This window comes from Pseudarthrobacter raffinosi (assembly GCF_023913735.1).
Classification (GTDB): domain Bacteria; phylum Actinomycetota; class Actinomycetes; order Actinomycetales; family Micrococcaceae; genus Arthrobacter; species Arthrobacter raffinosi.
The window spans coordinates 217,982-233,107 of the sequence record NZ_JAMXBH010000005.1; the positions used below are offsets into that span (position 1 = coordinate 217,982).

The following is a 15,126-nucleotide window of genomic DNA, read 5'->3' on the forward strand; positions in this document are numbered from 1 at the left end:
GTTCCTGTACTCATTGAGACGTTACTCCGATACTTTCGCTGATGACTGCAGCACCGGCGACTTGAGCAGCGAGGCGGCGGTGGCGACGGCGCCTGCCACATCGCCGTCGGCCGGGTACAGCAACGTCCGCCCCACGGTGAGGCCCTGGACGCCGGGCAGGGCCAGGGCGGCCTGCCAGCTGGCGAAGACCTCGTCCTGGGTGCCTTCCGGGTCCCCGCCGAGGAGCACGGTGGGCAACGTGGTGGCCGCCATGACGCGTTCCATCTCGGCCACTACGGGCAGCTTCATCCAGGTGTAGGCGCTCGTGGAGCCCAGACCCTGGGCGATCGCGATGGACTTGATGACCCCGTCCGGGCTGAGGTCGTTGCGGACCTTGCCGTTCTGCCAGATCGAGAGGAACGGTTCCACCATGGCGATCAGCTTGCGTGCGGCGAGGGAGTTGACGGCCCGAGCCGTGGCTTCCAGGGCGGAGGCGGTGTCCGGGTCGCCGAGGCAGATGCGGGTCAGCATCTTGCCGCCGTCGGCGCCCAGGGCTTCCAAGGCTGCGGCCGTGTGGCCGGTGAAGCGGTCATCGATTTCGTTGACGAGCCCGGCCAGGCCACCGCGGTTCATCGAGCCGAAGACCAGCTTGCCTTCGAGCGCCCCCAGCAGGAGCAGGTCGTCCATGATGTCCGGGGACGCGAGGACACCGTCGACGGCGGGATTCGCCAGGGCGATCTGCAGGCGGTCCAACAAATCGCGGCGGTCCGCCATGGCCACCGGATCGTTCCCCACGGAGAGGGCTCCGCGGGCGGGGTGGTCGGCGGCAACGATGAAGTTCTGCACACCGTACTTCAGCCCCGGATGGCGCCGGCGGGTGGCTGCCGCGCGGGCAACGGCGTCGGGGTCTTCGAGCCGGAGGGCGCTCAGGTGCTGGTAGCGGCGGGGATCATCGTTGGCGCTCAAGACGCTGCTCCTTCGGAAACTGTGGTGTGGGACGGGCGTGAGGCGGCGGCACCGGCCAGGGCGGGTACCAGGCGGCCGCGTTCGGCCAGCAGCGAGGTGACTTCCTCCGGCGTCGGCATGGCGTCGGCGCAGGAAAGACGGGAGGCCACAATGGCGCCGGCGGCGTTGGCGTAATCGAGGACCTGGGCCAGCGGCCAGCCGGACAGCAGTCCGTGGCAGAAGGCTCCACCAAACGAGTCGCCGGCACCAAGGCCGTTGAGGGTTTCCACCGGGACCGGCGCGGAGACAACGCGTTCGGTGCGGGTCTTTGCCATCACACCTTCCGGCCCAAGCTTGACGACGGCGATCTCGACGCCGGCGGCCAGCAGCCGGTCGGCCTGTTCGTCAGGGGTTCCTTCGCCCACGGCAACGGCGCATTCCTTGTCGTTGCCGATAGCCACCGTGACGTGCGGCAGGATCTTTGCAACCTCGGCCCGGGCTTCCTCTTCGGAAGCCCAGAACATGGGCCGGTAGTCCAGGTCCAGGATGGTGTACTGGCCTTCCTTGAGACCGGTCCGGGGACGGGCAGCATGGGCGGCCAGGTGGGCCTCGCGGCTGGGCTCCTGGCACAAACCAGTCACCGTCGACCAGAAGATCCCGGCCTCGCGGATGGCTACCAGGTCCAGCTCCGCGGCCTTGATCTGCAGGTCAGGCGCCGTGGGGAAACGCCCATAAAAGTAGAGCGGAAAATCATCCGGCGGCATAATGGCGCAGAACGTCACCGCGGTGGGCCATTCCTTCACCGGCGTAACGAATGTATCGTCCACGTTGAACTTGCGCAGTTCACGGTGGAGGTATTTTCCGAAGGCGTCGTCGCCGGTGCGCGTGATGACGCCTGCGTTGCGGCCATGCCGCGCCGCGGCCACGGCCACATTGGACGGGGAACCTCCGAGGTACTTTCCGAAGGACGTCACGTCCTCCAGATCCACCCCGATGTCGTTCGGGTATATATCAACGCTGATGCGCCCGATCGTGAGCAGTTCGTGGGTCACGGTAATCGCGGACCTTTCTGGTTTGAGCTCCATACCCCTGTACTGCAAGAGCTAGAGCTCGGGTTCCTGGCCGGGCCCCCGTGAGCGGGGCCACAACCACTACCTTGCCCTAGAATCATTGTCCTGTCAAAGGTTTGTACTGACATATTTACAACCTGCACAAGGCGCCGAATTGGCGCCGTCGGGATCACTTCCGGGGGACGGCCAGTTCACCCGTGACGTACTGCGCCCGCCCGAAGCCGAACGACCAGTCACCGGCGGCATTCTCCACATATCCGATAAACACGTCCTCACCGGCAACATCAAGTTCCGCCAGCCGGTCGGCGATCGCCGCAAAGAGGGATTGCTTGGCGGCCTGGCTCCGACCGCCTTGCGTAAAGATCTGGATCATCACCACGTTGGGGGTGCGCTCGAAGCCGAGCCCTGCATCCTGGGCGACAATCTGGCCCTGCGGGTGCTCCGTGAGAACGTGGAAGTAGTCGCGCTCCGGGATGGCATACTCTGCGAGGATGGCATCATGTATGCCCCGGCTCAAACGCTGCAACTGTTCGGCGCTGCGCCCTTGGTTAACATCGATTCGTACCAGCGGCATTTTTCATCTCCCTGAAGTTTGTCCTGACATACTAACAAACTTCCGAGAGGATCGGCAAGGAAAATCCCCAGATAGCCCTTCCGCCCCGGCGAGGCCGGGAGTATGGTTAAACAACCAAATGGTTGATCAATGATTTAGTTGATTAATAATCCAGAAAGGCCTGCACCACGATGAACCCCGACGACGGCACCCTGGACTCGGCCTTTATGGCCCTGGCCGACCCCGTGCGGCGGCGGATCATCGCCCGGCTCAGCCGCGGGCAGGCCACAGTCAACGAATTGGCGGAACCCTTCGCGATCACCAAACAGGCAGTCTCGAAGCACATCCAGGTCCTCGAGCAGGCAGGGCTCGTCACCCGCAGCAGGGAAGCCCAGCGCCGGCCCGTCCACCTGAATCCCGCACGGCTGGAGGCTCTCACAGCGTGGATCGACCAGTACCGGCTGGTCCGCGAAGAGCAGTTCCGCAGCCTGGACGCCGTGCTCAGATCCAATGCCGCAACCGGCGGCAACCACCTAAAGGAATCATCATGAGCAATCCGCTGAACCTCACCATTCCTGAAGGACTCCCCTTCATCGACTACGACCGCGAATTCGATTTCCCGGTTGCGGACGTCTTCCGCGCGCACAAGGACCCGGACCTTGTCATCCAGTGGCTCGGCCCGCGTGGCATGAAGATGGAAATCAACCATCTCGATTTCCGGACCGGTGGCAGCTACAGCTACTTGCACACCGGGCCCGACGGCGTCGCTTACAAATTCAGCGGCGTCTATCACACCGTCCGCGAGAACGAATTTGCCATCCAGACCTTCGAATTCGGCGGCTACCCTGACGTTGTCAGCCTCGAGTTCCTCACCTTCGAAGACCTCGGCAACGGCCGGTCCCGCGTCCGGGGCCACTCCGTCTACCCCACCCAGGAGGCCCGCGACGGCATGGCGCAGTCCGGCATGGAGGGCGGCATGTCCGAGGGCTACGAGCGGCTCGACGAACTGCTCAGCGGCGCCAAGGTCTAGAACAGCCCTTAAACAAGTACGACGGCGGCCGGTCACCTTCCTGGAGAAGGTAACCGGCCGCCGTCGTACTCGTGGTCGAGCCCGTCGAGACCCGTCGCTGCACCGGTGGTCGAGCCGGGGCTTGAGGACCAATGCTCGGGAAAGTCACGCTAAGCCGATCTCCGGCGGTAACGATGGTTGCCTCGGTTCGTTGAGCCTGTGTGGCTAAACATAAATATTTGACTGCGGCCGAGGAGGCCTCGTACGGGCGATTCGAGGCGCAGGCCCCGGAACAGGCGGTGTTGGAACGGTTCTTCTTCCTGGACGACGCCGATCTGGACCTCGTAGCGAAACGGCGCGGTGATCACAACCGGCTCGGGTTCAGTCTCCAGTTGGTGACCGTCCGGCGCCTGGGCACGTTCCTGGAAGATCCTCTCGACGTACCGACTGCGGTGGTGGATTATGTGGCCGGACAAGTCGGGGTGGCCGATCCGTCGTGCGTGAAGGGGTACTTGGAGCGGCGGCCGACACGGTTTGAGCATCAGGCAGAGATCGCCAAGGTATACGGTTACGTTTCCTACGCCTCGGCGGAAGCGGAGTTGATCGGCTGGTTGGACGGGCAGGCGTGGACGACCGGTGATCAACCGAAGCCGCTGTTCTACGCAGCGGTGGGATGGCTACGGGCGCGGAGAGCACTCCTGCCGGGGGTCACGACGTTACGGGACGAGGTGGCCAGCGTCCGTAAAAAGGCCGAAACCAGGCTGTACGCCGCCCTGGCGCGGGCCGTGACCGGCGGGCAGGCCCTTGAGCTGGAGAAACTGCTGCAGGTGCCCGGGGGTAGCCGTTGGTCGCAGTTGGAGATGTGGCGCAAGGCGGGTAAGAACACGACCGGGCGCGGCATGGTCATGGCGCTGAACCGGGTATCGGAGATCGCCGGGATGCACCTGGGCGAGGTGGATGTGGCCGGGGTGCCCAAGCGGCGGTTGATCGCCCTGGCGAAGGAGGGCAGGAACGAGACGGCGACCAAGCTTGACCGGTTGCCGTACGAGAAGAAGATCGCCACGCTGCTGGCCACGGTGCGGTGGCTGGAGGTGAGCGCCACCGACGATGCCCTGGAACTGTTCGACGTATTCATGTCTAACGAGCTGATCGGGCGGGCAAACAAGGCCGCGGAGAAGGCCACCATAAAGCGGGCGCCGATGGTCGCCCGGCACGCCCGGATACTCCAGTCGGTGGTGGAACTTCTGCTCGAGGCCGAGGATGCGAGTGAGACGATGCCATTGGGCATGGTGTGGGCGATGATCGAGCACCAGGTGGGCTCCCGGGCACAGATCGCTGCGGCGGTGGAGGGAATCCGGGAGATCATCCCGCCGCCGCAGGCCGAACCGGAGGGGCAGTGGCGGGAGGCGGTCGTGGAGCGGTACGCCACGGTGCGCGGCTTCGCCAAGATGCTGTGCGAGGTAGTCGGGTTCGCGGCGACCGCCGACGCACACAAGATCCTGGGGGCGATGCAGGATCTGGCGCATCTGCTGGACCTGCGGGAGACGGTGAAGGTGCCCAAGGGCTACCTGGATGCCCGCAAGGTCGACCTGTCGGTGGTGCCGAAGGGCTGGTGGCAGAAGCTGGTGTTCCCCGCCGGCAGGCCCGGGGGCACGGTGGACCGCAACGCCTACGTGTTCTGCGTTCTGGAGCAGTTCCACACCGCGCTCAAGCACCGCGACATCTTCGCGGCCACCTCCGACCGCTGGTCAGATCCCCGGGCCCGGCTGCTATCTGGCCCGGCGTGGGAGAACGCGAAGGGCCCGGCGCTGGGCGCGTTGCTGCTGCCGGAGCAGCCCGATTCGCTGCTCGCCGAGCATGCCGGGACCTTGGATGCGGCGTGGCGAACGGTGTCCGGCGGGATGACCGCCGGCGGGGACATCACCGTGGACACCGACGGCCGGATGCACCTCGGCAAGGACGACGCGTTGGAGGAGTCGCCCAGCCTGAAAGACCTGCGCACCCGTGTAGCGGGCATGATCCCGCGCGTGGACCTGTCCGAACTGGTGCTCGAGGTGATGGGCTGGCACCCGGACTTCACCGCCTCCTTCACCTCCGCAGCAGGCGTGTCCTCCCGGCTGACCGACCTGCACGTCTCGGTCGCCGCGCTGCTGACCGCGCACGCGCTCAACATCGGGTTCGGACCGGTGATCGCCGACGCTCCCGCGCTGACCCGCGACCGGCTCTCCCACGTCGACCAGCACTACCTCGGCTCGGACTCCTACGCCGCAGCCAACGCGGTGCTCATCGAGGCCCAGGGCGCCAGCGACCTGGCGCAGGAGTGGGGCGGCGGGCTGGTTGCCGCCGTCGACGGGATCCGGTTCATCGTGCCGGTCCGCTCCGTCGACGCCCGCCCAAACCCGAAGTACTTCCACCGAAAGAAGGGCGTGACCTGGCTGAACATGATCTCCGATCAGTCCGTCGGGCTGGCGGCCAAGGTGGTGTCGGGCACGCCGAAGGACACCCTTCACTTCGTGGACCTGCTCTACAACCCCGACGGTAGCCACCGGCCCGAGGTGCTGATCACCGACCAGGGCTCCTATTCCGACATCGTGTTCGGCCTGGTCACCTTGCTGGGATTCGACTACCGGCCGGTGCTCGCGGACCTGCCCGACGCCAAGCTGTGGCGGATCAACCGGTCAGCCGACTACGGCAGGCTCGACAGGACCGCCCGGGGAAAGATCGACATCGAGAAGGTCCGTCGGCACTGGCCGGACATCTGCCGGATCGCCGCCTCGATCCACACCCGCGAGGTCTCCGCCCACGATGTGATCCGTATCCTGCAACGCGACGGACGACCGACTGATCTGGGCGAGGCGGTGGCACACTACGGGCGGATCTTCAAAACCCTCCACATCCTCACCTTCGTCGATGACCCGGCCTACCGCCGGGAAATGAAAGCGTTGCGCAACCTCCAGGAGGGCCGCCACGCCCTGGCCAGGCACATCTTCCACGGCCGGGAGGGCAAGCTCCACCAGGCGTACCGTGACGGGCAGGAAGACCAACTCGGCGCCCTGGGCCTTGTCTTGAATTGTGTGACGTTGTGGAACACGGTCTACCTTGACCACGCCCTGACCACGCTGCGGGAACAGGGCTACCCGGTGCTCGATGCCGATGTCGCCCGCCTGTCGGCGTACGTGCGCCGGCACATCAACGTCCACGGTCACTACTCCTTCCAACTTCCCGACCTCGCCGGTGGCCGGCGCACTCTGCGCGATCCCGACCACCGCGACAGCAACGAGGAGTAAGAAGAGCCTGAGAGGCAACGGAAAGAAACCGGGGCATTAAGGGGTGTCGGAAAACGATCATCTACCGACACCCGGTCACTGCCGGCGTGTGATTGTTAGCCGAGAAAGGCGGTTAATTCGCGGGATGAGTTGCCGGTTTCGGCGTCGGTCATGCGGAAACTTGAACGGGCGCTCGAGGGATTAGAATTTCGGGCCGGTCAGGAGCTCGGCAGTCGGTCGCGCCCCTCCATAAGATACGATTCGTGGAGTCTAGAGCCCCGGCTTTAGGGATCGAAGGGTATCTTTGGCGCCATGGTCATGGAGGCCCGTCAGGGCGTCGGAGTAGGCCATGACAAACCGTTCATCATCGATGAGGGCGCCGAAGACTTCGCGGTCCGAGATGAAGGACAGCGGGTCCTGGCGCTGCCGGGCGGCGGCGGCCATCAGGGTATCTTTCAGGCGGTCAACCACTTCGATGGGGTTGCCCTGCTCGTCGGTGCCTTCGTCGTACCGCGCCCAGCTGGCCACAATTGCTGCAGAGCGATGGATTTCGCCGTTGTTTGCCAGATTGATGCGGATCACCGGCAGGAGCCACTTGGGAATACGGTCTGAGCTCTCGGCGCACAGCCTGGCCAGGGTGTCGCGGACGTATTCATTGGAGAAGCGCTCGATGAGAGTGTGCTTGTAGGCGTCGAGGTCGATGCCCGGAACGGGCTGCAGGGTCGGCGTGGCTTCCTTGTCCATGTAGTCGAGCAGGAACTGGGAGAACAACGGGTCCTGGCAGACTTCATGCGCGTAGCGGTAGCCGGCGAGGTAGCCAAAATAGCACATGCCTTGGTGGCTGGCGTTGAGCAGGCGCAGCTTCATGAGCTCATAGGGTTCCACGTCTTCCACCAGCTGGACCCCGACGTCTTCGAAGGGCGGACGGCCGAGGCTGAAATGGTCTTCGAGCACCCATTGTTCGAAGGGCTCACAGACCACGGGCCATGCGTCTTTCACCCCGAATTCCTCCTCAATGGCGCCTCGGTCCTCGTCCGTGGTCACGGGGGTGATTCTGTCCACCATGCTGTTGGGGAAAGGCACGTTTTCCTCGATCCACCCGCCAAGCTCGGCATCTTTGAGAGATGCGAAGGCGGTAAACATTTTCCGTGCGACGTCGCCGTTGCCCTGAATGTTGTCACAGGACATCACCGTGAATGGCTCCAAACCCCGTTCGCGGCGCCGGGCAAGGGCCTCGGTGACCAGCCCGAAGGTTGTCCGCGGTGCGGCTCCGGGCTGGAGATCGTGGATGACGTCCGGGTTCTCGGTGTTGAATTCCCCGGTGACGTGGTGGAAGTTGTAGCCGCCCTCCGTCACGGTGAGCGAGACGATGCGGACGGCGTCCGAGGCCATCTTTTCGATAACAGCATCCGGGTCGTCGGGGGCGAAAAGGTATTCAATGATGGAGCCGATGACCCGCGCCTCCCGGGTGCCGTCCGGGTTTTTCACCACGAGGGTGTAGAGGCAGTCCTGGCTGTCCATTACCTGCTTCATGCGGGCGTCGCCGGGCAGGACCCCAACGCCGCAGATCGCCCAGTCAAGTGCGTGGCCGGTGCTCATCAAGCGGTCCAGATACATGGCCTGGTGTGCGCGGTGGAAGCCGCCGACGCCGAAATGGACAATTCCCGCCGTCAAAGCTGAGCGGTCATAAGAGGGTTTGCCCACAGCAGCGGGGAGTTCCGGGAGAGTTGAGCTGGTGAGTGAATGCATGTGTTTAGCCTTTCAGAATGTGCTGGTCGATCGGCATGGAGCCCGGTTCCCGGGCCCATGGCGGGCTGGCCTCTTCCCGGAAACAGCCAATGATTCTTGCCTTGCCGGGAAGGACAGAAAGTGCGTTGAACGTGTCCGGGATGGAGCCGCGCCTGCCGTTTTCGGCTGAACGCCCGGTGGAAGAGCTTCAGGTGGTGGCATTTACTGCCTCCTTGCTTGTGCAGGGGTCAGGACCACGGGATGATCCGGTCTGCCGCATGGCGGGTGGCTTCGATCAGCTGGGCGTTGGTTTCGTCGGAACCGGCCGCCCACGCTTGCGCTGCGGGGCGGTCTTTGCCGAAGAGGATGTGCCTGTCCACGAGCCGGGAAAGGCGCAGGTGCCGGGGTGTATCCAGGAACCACACCTCGTCCAGCTGCGCCCGGACCTGCTGCCACGGGGGCAGTTCCGCGAGGAGGTAGTTGCCCTCGGTGATGACGAGCGGTACGGCTGCGGGTACTTCAATGGACGCGGCCACCGGTTCGTCGATGGTGCGGCGAAAATCGGGCGCATAGACCACGTGCTCGTCCCGCCGTGCGAGGCGCTGCAACAGGGAGAGGTATCCGCCGACGTCGAACGTGTCGATGGCGCCTTTGCGTTCCCTGAGCGGTGTGCCGTCGATGATCTTGTTTCCCAAGTGGAAGCCGTCCATCGGCACCACGACGGCGGACCCGGCTCCGAGAAGTTTCTGCAGGCAGGCGGAGAAGGTGGACTTACCCGATCCGGGGGCTCCCACGATACCGAGCAGCATTCTGTTCCCGTCGGCGAGGCGAAGCCGGAGATCCGCCACGGCCCGTTCCGCCTCCGGTGACCGGGGCCCCCGGGTCCCCGGCAGTCCGGTGTCAGCGAGGTCCATCAGCGGCCCGGGTAGACGACGGCTTTGAGCTGGCCGGGCTGCTTGCCGGCTTTGAGCGCTTCCTCGGATTCGGCGAGGGCGAACTTGCCGGTGACCAGGACGTCCAGATCCACCTTGCCGTCGGCTATCAACTGGATGGCCAAAGGCCACGTGTTGGTGTAGCGGAACACCCCGGAGAGCCAGATCTCCCGGTTCTGGATGAACGAGACGGGGAGTTCGACGTCGTCGGCCCCAAGCCCCACCAGGATGACCCGGCCGGCCGGCCCCACGGCCTTGATGCCGGAGCGGACGGCCTGCGGCGCGCCGGAGGCGTCGATGAACGCATCGACGTCCAGGCCCTCCACGCTGTCGGTTTTGGCGTTGAGCGCGTGGGTCGCGCCGTGTTCCAGGGCGAAAGCGAGCCGGTCTTCTGCGATGTCGGTGATGTAGATTTCGGTGGCGCCGAAGGCCCGGGCTGCCTGGGCGGCGATAATGCCTATCGGGCCGGCGCCGGCGATCAGCACACGGCTGCCGGGCCTGATCTCGGCGCGTTCGCAGGCCCAGAGCCCGACGGAGAGCGGCTCGATCAGGGCGGCTGCCTCGTCGCTGACGCTCTCCGGGATGTCGTAGGCGAAGTCGCTCTGGATGCTCACGTATTCGGCGAACGCGCCGTCGATCGGCGGGGTGGCGTAGAACTCGATGTCCGGGCACAGGTTGTACCGTCCCGCTTTGCACTGCTTGCATGTGCGGCAGGGCCGCTGGGGCTCGACGGCGACCCGCTTGCCGATGCGGGACGGGTCAACGGCGCTTCCGACGGCGGCGATCCGGCCGGAGAGTTCATGGCCGAGGATCAGCGGGTGGTCCACAATGTAGTCGCCGATCCGGCCGTGCTCGTAGTAGTGCACGTCGCTGCCGCAGACGCCGACGGCCGCGACCTTGACCAGAACCTGATCGGCTTCAAGCTGCGGGACGGCCAGGGTTTCCAGGGCCATCTCGCCCTGGCGTTTCAGGACGGAGGCCCGCATCGTGGCCGGCAGTTCGGGGTGCGCCAGGGTGCGGGACTGTGCGGTGGGTGTTGTCATCGGAGTAATCCTCTAAGAATCGAAAGTGGTGAGGGCCGGCTACTTGACGGCGCCGAGGGAGAGGCCTTGGACGAGTTTGTCCTGGGCGGCGAAGCCGGCGAACAGCACCGGCAGGGAGATCACGACGGCGGCCGCGCAGACTTTGGCGAGGAACAGTCCCTGGCTGGAGACGAAGCCGGTCAGGAAGACCGGGGCGGTTCCCGCCATCACGCCAGTGAGGACGCGGGCCAGGAGCAGTTCGTTCCAGCTGAAGATGAAGCAGATCAGGGCGGTGGCGGCGATGCCGGGCATCGCCACGGGAGCGACGACCTTCCGGAGGGTGAGGAGTAGGCCGGCGCCGTCGATCTGGGCGGCTTCAAGCATTTCCACCGGCACTTCGGCGAGGAAGGAACGCATCATCCACACGGCGATGGGCAGGTTCATCGAGGTGTACATCAGGACCAGGAACCAGATGTTGTCCAAAGCGCCGACGTTTTTGGCGAAGAGGTAGAGCGGCAGGATCGCTGCGACCACGGGCATCATCTTCGTGGAGAGGAAAAAGAACATCACGTCGGTCCACTTTTTCACCGGCCGGATCGACAGCGCATAGGCGGCCGGGATGGCCAGGACCAGGACCAGCACGGTCGAGAGGATCGAGGCAGTGGCCGAGTTGATCAGCGGCGGCCAGGGGCTGACTCCCGAGCTCGCCCCGAAGAACTCCTTGTAGGCGTCGAGGGTGAGGTTGGCAGCGAGGGACGGCGGATTGGTCGCGGCGTCAGTTTCGGAGTGGAACGAGGTGAGGATCATCCAGAGGACAGGCGTCGCGAAGAGCAGGGCCAGCAGCCATGCCGCGATCCCGGCAGCCGTATTGTTGCGGGTGGGGTCCATCCGGGACTTGCCGCGACGACGCGAACCGGTGTTGAGGGCGGTCGGTCCGGGGACGGATTTCCGGGGTGCGGCCGGGGTGAGGGTGCTCATCGTGCTGCCTCCTTCTTGAAGAGCGAGAATACGGTGCGGAGCGCGAAGGTCGCCACGATGATCGTGCCGATGACCACCACGACGCCGGCGGCCGACGCCAGGCCATATTCGTTGGCGAAGTAGAACGTCTGGTAGATGGCGTACGGCAGGTTGGCTGTTCCCAGGCCGCCCGAGGTGAGGGTGAAGACGGCATCGAAGTTCTGCACGATGTAGATGGCCCCGAGCAGGCCACCGAGTTCCAGGTACTGGCGCAGGTGCGGCAGGGTGAGGTGGCGGAAGATGCCCCAGGGGCTCGCGCCGTCCATCTGGGCCGCTTCGACGGTGTCCATGGGACGCGACTGCAAACCTGCCAGCAGGATGAGCATCATGAACGGCGTCCACTGCCAGACCAGCGACACGATGACGGCCATCAGGGGCGCTTGGGACAGGAGGTCCGGCTGGGGCGCGTTTTCGCTGCCGAACAGGGACCAGATCCAGGTCAGGATCCCGTTGATCAGCCCGTAGGTGGGGTTGAGGAGGGCATGCTTCCAGATGAGGGCGGCGGCCACCGGAACCACGAGGAACGGTGCGATCAGCAGGGTACGGGCCAGTCCGCGGCCGATGAACTTCTTGTCCAGGAGCAGTGCCAGTCCCAGGCCGATGACGAGGCTGGCCAGGACCACGGAGACCGTGAGGACGATGGTGGTGAAGATGGCTTGGCGCAGGTCGGCGTTGGTGAGGACCTGAACGTAGTTGTCGAAGCCGGCGAACCCGGTCTGGTCCGGGCGGAGGCTGTTCCAGTTCAGGAACGAAATGATGAGGGTCACCACGAACGGAAGCTGGGTGACGATGATGAGGAAGATCAGGGCCGGCAGCAGCGGCGCACGCCGTGCCCAGGCCAGTGCGCGTTCACGCGACCTGGCGTTCTTGGAGGTTTTGGATGCGCTGTGTCCGGGACCGGAGACGCGCGCTGTTGCTGTAGTCATGATGTTCTCCTGCGGTTCTGTGGCCCGCCGTCAGGCGGGCCACAGAACCTTTGGTGGGTTGCTGGTTACTTCTTGTACTTGTCGCCGATTTTCTGAGCGGCTTCCTGGCCCTTGGCCAGTGCATCCGCTACAGATCCCTGGCCGGCAATGGCGGAGCTGACACCTTGGGAGACAGTGGTGCCCAGGTCAGCAAACTCGGGAATGCCGACGAACTGAACACCGATGGCGGGACGCGGCTGGACACCGGGGTTCTTGGGGTCCGCGTTTTCGATGGCGGTCCGTTCGGCCTTGAAGAACGGGGCGGACTTCTGGAAGTCGGCGTTCTCATACGTGGAGATGCGCTTGCCGGACGGAACCTTCGCCCAGCCCAGCTTCGAAGCCACCAGTTCTTCATACTTCTGCGAGCTGGCCCAGGCGATGAACTTCCCGGCAGCATCCTGCTTCTTCGACGCTGCCTGCACGCCCCAGGACCAGGTCCACAGCCAGCCCGATGACTTCGTGTTCTTCACCGGGGCCTGGGCGTAGCCGATCTTGCCCTTCACCGGGGAGGAATCCGCCTCCAGTGAACCGGCAGCAGACGTGGCGTCGTACCACATGGCGACCTTGCTCTGGCTCATGTTGGTCAGGCACTCCGTGAACCCTGCCTGCGCGGCACCGGCTTCACCGTGCTTGCGGACCAGGTCCACATAGAACTCGGTCGCCGCGGTGAATTCCGGGGAGTTGACCTTCGCGTTCCAGTCCTTATCGAACCAGGTGCCGCCGAAGGTGTTGACCACGGTGGTCAGCGGGGCGAAGACCTGGCCCCAGCCGGGCTGGCCGCGCAGGCAGATGCCCTTCATGCCGGGCGCCGCACCGTCGGCCTTGGCTGCAAGGTCGGCCACCTCGTCCCAGGTGGGCTTCTCCGGCATGGTCAACCCTTTGGCGTCCAGAATGTCCTTGCGGTACATCAGGAACGAGGACTCTCCGTAGAACGGTTCACCGTAAAGCTTGCCGTCCTTGCCCGTGAGGGATGCCGTGTAGGCCGGCAGGATGTCCGCCTGGTTGAACTCCGCGTCCTTCGCGACATTGTCGAGCGGTGCCAGCCAGCCGTTGGCTGAATAAAACGGGATTTCGTAGTTCGACAGCGACGCAACGTCGTACTGCCCGGCCTGGCTGGAGAACTCCTGGCTGATCTTGGCCCGGACATCGTTCTCCGGCAGCACCGTGTAGTTGACCTTGATGCCGGTGTCCTTGGTGAAGTTATCTGCAGTCAGCCTTTGCAGGTCCTCCATCTGGGGGTTGTTGACCATCAGGACGTTGAGGCTGTTCTGATCGCCTGCCGCCGAGCCGCCACCGGCGCCGGAACAGGCCGACAGGGCGAGGGCAAAAGTAATAGTGCCGGCCGCGACTGCGGCCAAACGGGACTTGGGTCGCATTAGGACTCCTTTGTTCTTATGAGGTCGGGATACCGCTGTCTGAGCCGTCTGCAGGCTTCTGCGTGGATTCCAGGACCCAGATGTCGGGGCATCCCCGCCCCGTTCAAAACACTATGTGCACATCTGAGCGACCCGGAACCGCTCATGTGTTAAGTGACTCTAGTCATATATACTCATTTGAGCAATAGCCCGGACTCAAACGTTAAGTCGGTGGAAAGAGCAACGACATGCCCGAACAATCTCATGAGGAGCTTCTGGCGCGCATCGGAAGGGAGTACTACCTGGAGAACCGCCCCAAAGTGGAAATTGCGGCCAACTACGACCTCTCCCGGTTTCAGGTCGCACGGCTGCTGACCGAAGCCCGCGAGAGGGGCATCGTGGAGATCAAGGTTCATTTTCCGTCCCACCTCTCGAGCGCGGACGTGTGGCGAATTGAGACTTCCCTGAACGTGCGCCAGGTCATCGTCGTGGACGCGGTGGGTGAAGAAATCCAGGCCCGCGGGATCCTGGCAAAGGCCGCGGCGGTGGAAATCTCACGTCAGGCGCCCTCCGGCGGGACCCTCGGTATTTCCTGGTCCCGCACCCTGGACGTTGCCTCCCGGCTGGTCGGAGAACTTCCCCGGTGCGACATCGTCCAGCTCGCGGGTGCCCTCCCGGCCGAAGCAGACAGCAATCCGCTTGAGCTCATCCAGCGGCTGTCACATTTGAGCGGCGGACTGGCCTGGCCCCTGTGGTCACCTCTGGTGGTTGAGGATCCGGCGACGGCATCGGGTCTGCTGCGTCAGCCGGAGATTGCCGGGGCGCTGGCCAAGGCGGATTCCCTCGACCTGGCTGTGGTGGCAATCGGCGCCTGGAAACCCGGCTGCTCCACGGTCTGGGAACGGGCGGATCCTGCGGTGCGCGAGGAAGCGGTGCTGGCCGGCGCCGTAGCGGAATGTTCAGGGCGGCTGCTGAACTCAGCGGGAGTTCCGGTCGAATCCGGACTGGACGAGCGCATCATAGCCGTCACCATCAAGCAGCTGCAGCGGACCCCGAAGGTCATTGCCATAGCGCAAGGGAAGGCACGGGCAGACGCCGTGCGGGCCGTGGCCAGGGCCGGCTTTGTCACCACCTTGATCGTTGATGAGCCGCTGGCCAAAGCCCTGAATGACCAGATCGATAAGGAAAATAGTCAATGAGCGTTGTCATCGGAGTGGATTCCTCCACCCAGTCCTGCAAAGTCCTCGCCGTGGACGCCCAAAGCGGAGACGTCATCTCTTCGGCA

Annotated in this window: 13 protein-coding genes; 4 read left to right on the forward strand and 9 right to left on the reverse strand. The window is 64.5% G+C overall.

Going from position 1 to position 15,126, the window contains the following annotated elements; all coding sequences use genetic code 11:
• Positions 1 to 21: 21 nt before the first annotated feature.
• From NG698_RS06540 to NG698_RS06550, 3 genes are all read right to left on the reverse strand, one after another.
• Positions 22 to 945 (reverse strand): Cgl0159 family (beta/alpha)8-fold protein, encoded by a 924-nt coding sequence (locus tag NG698_RS06540; protein WP_252599416.1) that lies wholly within the window; start codon positions 943 to 945, stop codon positions 22 to 24.
• Positions 942 to 1,976 carry a 5-dehydro-2-deoxygluconokinase gene (gene iolC, locus NG698_RS06545; RefSeq protein ID WP_058932781.1) on the reverse strand — a complete coding sequence of 345 codons (1,035 nt, stop codon included), beginning with the start codon at positions 1,974 to 1,976 and terminating at the stop codon, positions 942 to 944. The genes NG698_RS06540 and iolC overlap by 4 nt, the downstream gene beginning before the upstream one ends.
• 187 nt (positions 1,977 to 2,163) lie before the next feature.
• Positions 2,164 to 2,568: a tautomerase family protein gene (locus NG698_RS06550; protein ID WP_252599417.1), complete on the reverse strand. Its 405-nt coding sequence runs from the start codon at positions 2,566 to 2,568 to the stop codon at positions 2,164 to 2,166.
• A 170-nt stretch (positions 2,569 to 2,738) separates the two neighbouring features.
• Between NG698_RS06550 and NG698_RS06555 the strand changes: the two genes are divergently transcribed.
• The 3 genes from NG698_RS06555 (at position 2,739) to NG698_RS06565 (ending at position 6,843) form a co-directional block, all read left to right on the forward strand.
• Positions 2,739 to 3,098, forward strand: coding sequence for an ArsR/SmtB family transcription factor (locus tag NG698_RS06555; RefSeq protein ID WP_252599418.1), 360 nt, complete (start codon positions 2,739 to 2,741; stop codon positions 3,096 to 3,098).
• A complete protein-coding gene (locus NG698_RS06560) occupies positions 3,095 to 3,577 on the forward strand; it encodes an SRPBCC family protein (RefSeq protein WP_252599419.1) in 483 nt (160 codons plus the stop codon). Before NG698_RS06555 ends, NG698_RS06560 begins: the two co-directional genes overlap by 4 nt.
• Before the next feature lie 218 nt (positions 3,578 to 3,795).
• On the forward strand, positions 3,796 to 6,843 hold the full coding sequence (locus NG698_RS06565) for a Tn3 family transposase (RefSeq protein WP_252599420.1): 3,048 nt from the start codon (positions 3,796 to 3,798) through the stop codon (positions 6,841 to 6,843).
• A 249-nt stretch (positions 6,844 to 7,092) separates the two neighbouring features.
• Here NG698_RS06565 and NG698_RS06570 read toward each other — a convergent pair whose 3' ends face one another.
• The 6 genes from NG698_RS06570 to NG698_RS06595 all read right to left on the reverse strand — a co-directional run bounded on the left by NG698_RS06570 (position 7,093) and on the right by NG698_RS06595 (position 13,862).
• Positions 7,093 to 8,571: a mannitol dehydrogenase family protein gene (locus NG698_RS06570; protein WP_252599421.1), complete on the reverse strand. Its 1,479-nt coding sequence runs from the start codon at positions 8,569 to 8,571 to the stop codon at positions 7,093 to 7,095.
• Positions 8,572 to 8,798: 227 nt separating this feature from the next.
• Positions 8,799 to 9,464, reverse strand: a complete 666-nt coding sequence (locus NG698_RS06575) for a nucleoside/nucleotide kinase family protein (protein ID WP_252599422.1) — start codon at positions 9,462 to 9,464, stop codon at positions 8,799 to 8,801.
• Positions 9,464 to 10,525: an NAD(P)-dependent alcohol dehydrogenase gene (locus NG698_RS06580; protein ID WP_252599423.1), complete on the reverse strand. Its 1,062-nt coding sequence runs from the start codon at positions 10,523 to 10,525 to the stop codon at positions 9,464 to 9,466. Before NG698_RS06580 ends, NG698_RS06575 begins: the two co-directional genes overlap by 1 nt.
• Positions 10,526 to 10,564: 39 nt before the next feature.
• Positions 10,565 to 11,482, reverse strand: a complete 918-nt coding sequence (locus NG698_RS06585; protein WP_252599424.1) for a carbohydrate ABC transporter permease — start codon at positions 11,480 to 11,482, stop codon at positions 10,565 to 10,567.
• Complete coding sequence (locus NG698_RS06590) at positions 11,479 to 12,447, reverse strand: carbohydrate ABC transporter permease (RefSeq protein WP_252599425.1); 969 nt, start codon at positions 12,445 to 12,447, stop codon at positions 11,479 to 11,481. Before NG698_RS06590 ends, NG698_RS06585 begins: the two co-directional genes overlap by 4 nt.
• Before the next feature lie 65 nt (positions 12,448 to 12,512).
• Positions 12,513 to 13,862, reverse strand: a complete 1,350-nt coding sequence (locus tag NG698_RS06595; protein WP_252599426.1) for an ABC transporter substrate-binding protein — start codon at positions 13,860 to 13,862, stop codon at positions 12,513 to 12,515.
• Positions 13,863 to 14,089: 227 nt separating this feature from the next.
• On the opposite strand from NG698_RS06595, the gene NG698_RS06600 reads away from it, so the two are divergent.
• The gene (locus NG698_RS06600) at positions 14,090 to 15,040 is read left to right on the forward strand and encodes a sugar-binding transcriptional regulator (RefSeq protein WP_252599427.1); all 951 of its coding nucleotides are present in this window, start codon (positions 14,090 to 14,092) and stop codon (positions 15,038 to 15,040) included.
• Positions 15,041 to 15,126: the final 86 nt, after the last annotated feature.

Excerpts from the sequence above, each read along its gene's own strand:
- NG698_RS06550 (WP_252599417.1), bottom strand. The coding sequence starts at position 2,568 with ATGCCGCTGGTACGAATCGATGTTAACCAAGGGCGCAGCGCCGAACAG.
- NG698_RS06555 (WP_252599418.1), top strand. The coding sequence starts at position 2,739 with ATGAACCCCGACGACGGCACCCTGGACTCGGCCTTTATGGCCCTGGCC.
- NG698_RS06560 (WP_252599419.1), top strand. The coding sequence starts at position 3,095 with ATGAGCAATCCGCTGAACCTCACCATTCCTGAAGGACTCCCCTTCATC.
- NG698_RS06570 (WP_252599421.1), bottom strand. The coding sequence starts at position 8,571 with ATGCATTCACTCACCAGCTCAACTCTCCCGGAACTCCCCGCTGCTGTG.
- NG698_RS06575 (WP_252599422.1), bottom strand. The coding sequence starts at position 9,464 with ATGGACCTCGCTGACACCGGACTGCCGGGGACCCGGGGGCCCCGGTCA.
- NG698_RS06580 (WP_252599423.1), bottom strand. The coding sequence starts at position 10,525 with ATGACAACACCCACCGCACAGTCCCGCACCCTGGCGCACCCCGAACTG.
- NG698_RS06585 (WP_252599424.1), bottom strand. The coding sequence starts at position 11,482 with ATGAGCACCCTCACCCCGGCCGCACCCCGGAAATCCGTCCCCGGACCG.
- NG698_RS06590 (WP_252599425.1), bottom strand. The coding sequence starts at position 12,447 with ATGACTACAGCAACAGCGCGCGTCTCCGGTCCCGGACACAGCGCATCC.
- NG698_RS06595 (WP_252599426.1), bottom strand. The coding sequence starts at position 13,862 with ATGCGACCCAAGTCCCGTTTGGCCGCAGTCGCGGCCGGCACTATTACT.
- NG698_RS06600 (WP_252599427.1), top strand. The coding sequence starts at position 14,090 with ATGCCCGAACAATCTCATGAGGAGCTTCTGGCGCGCATCGGAAGGGAG.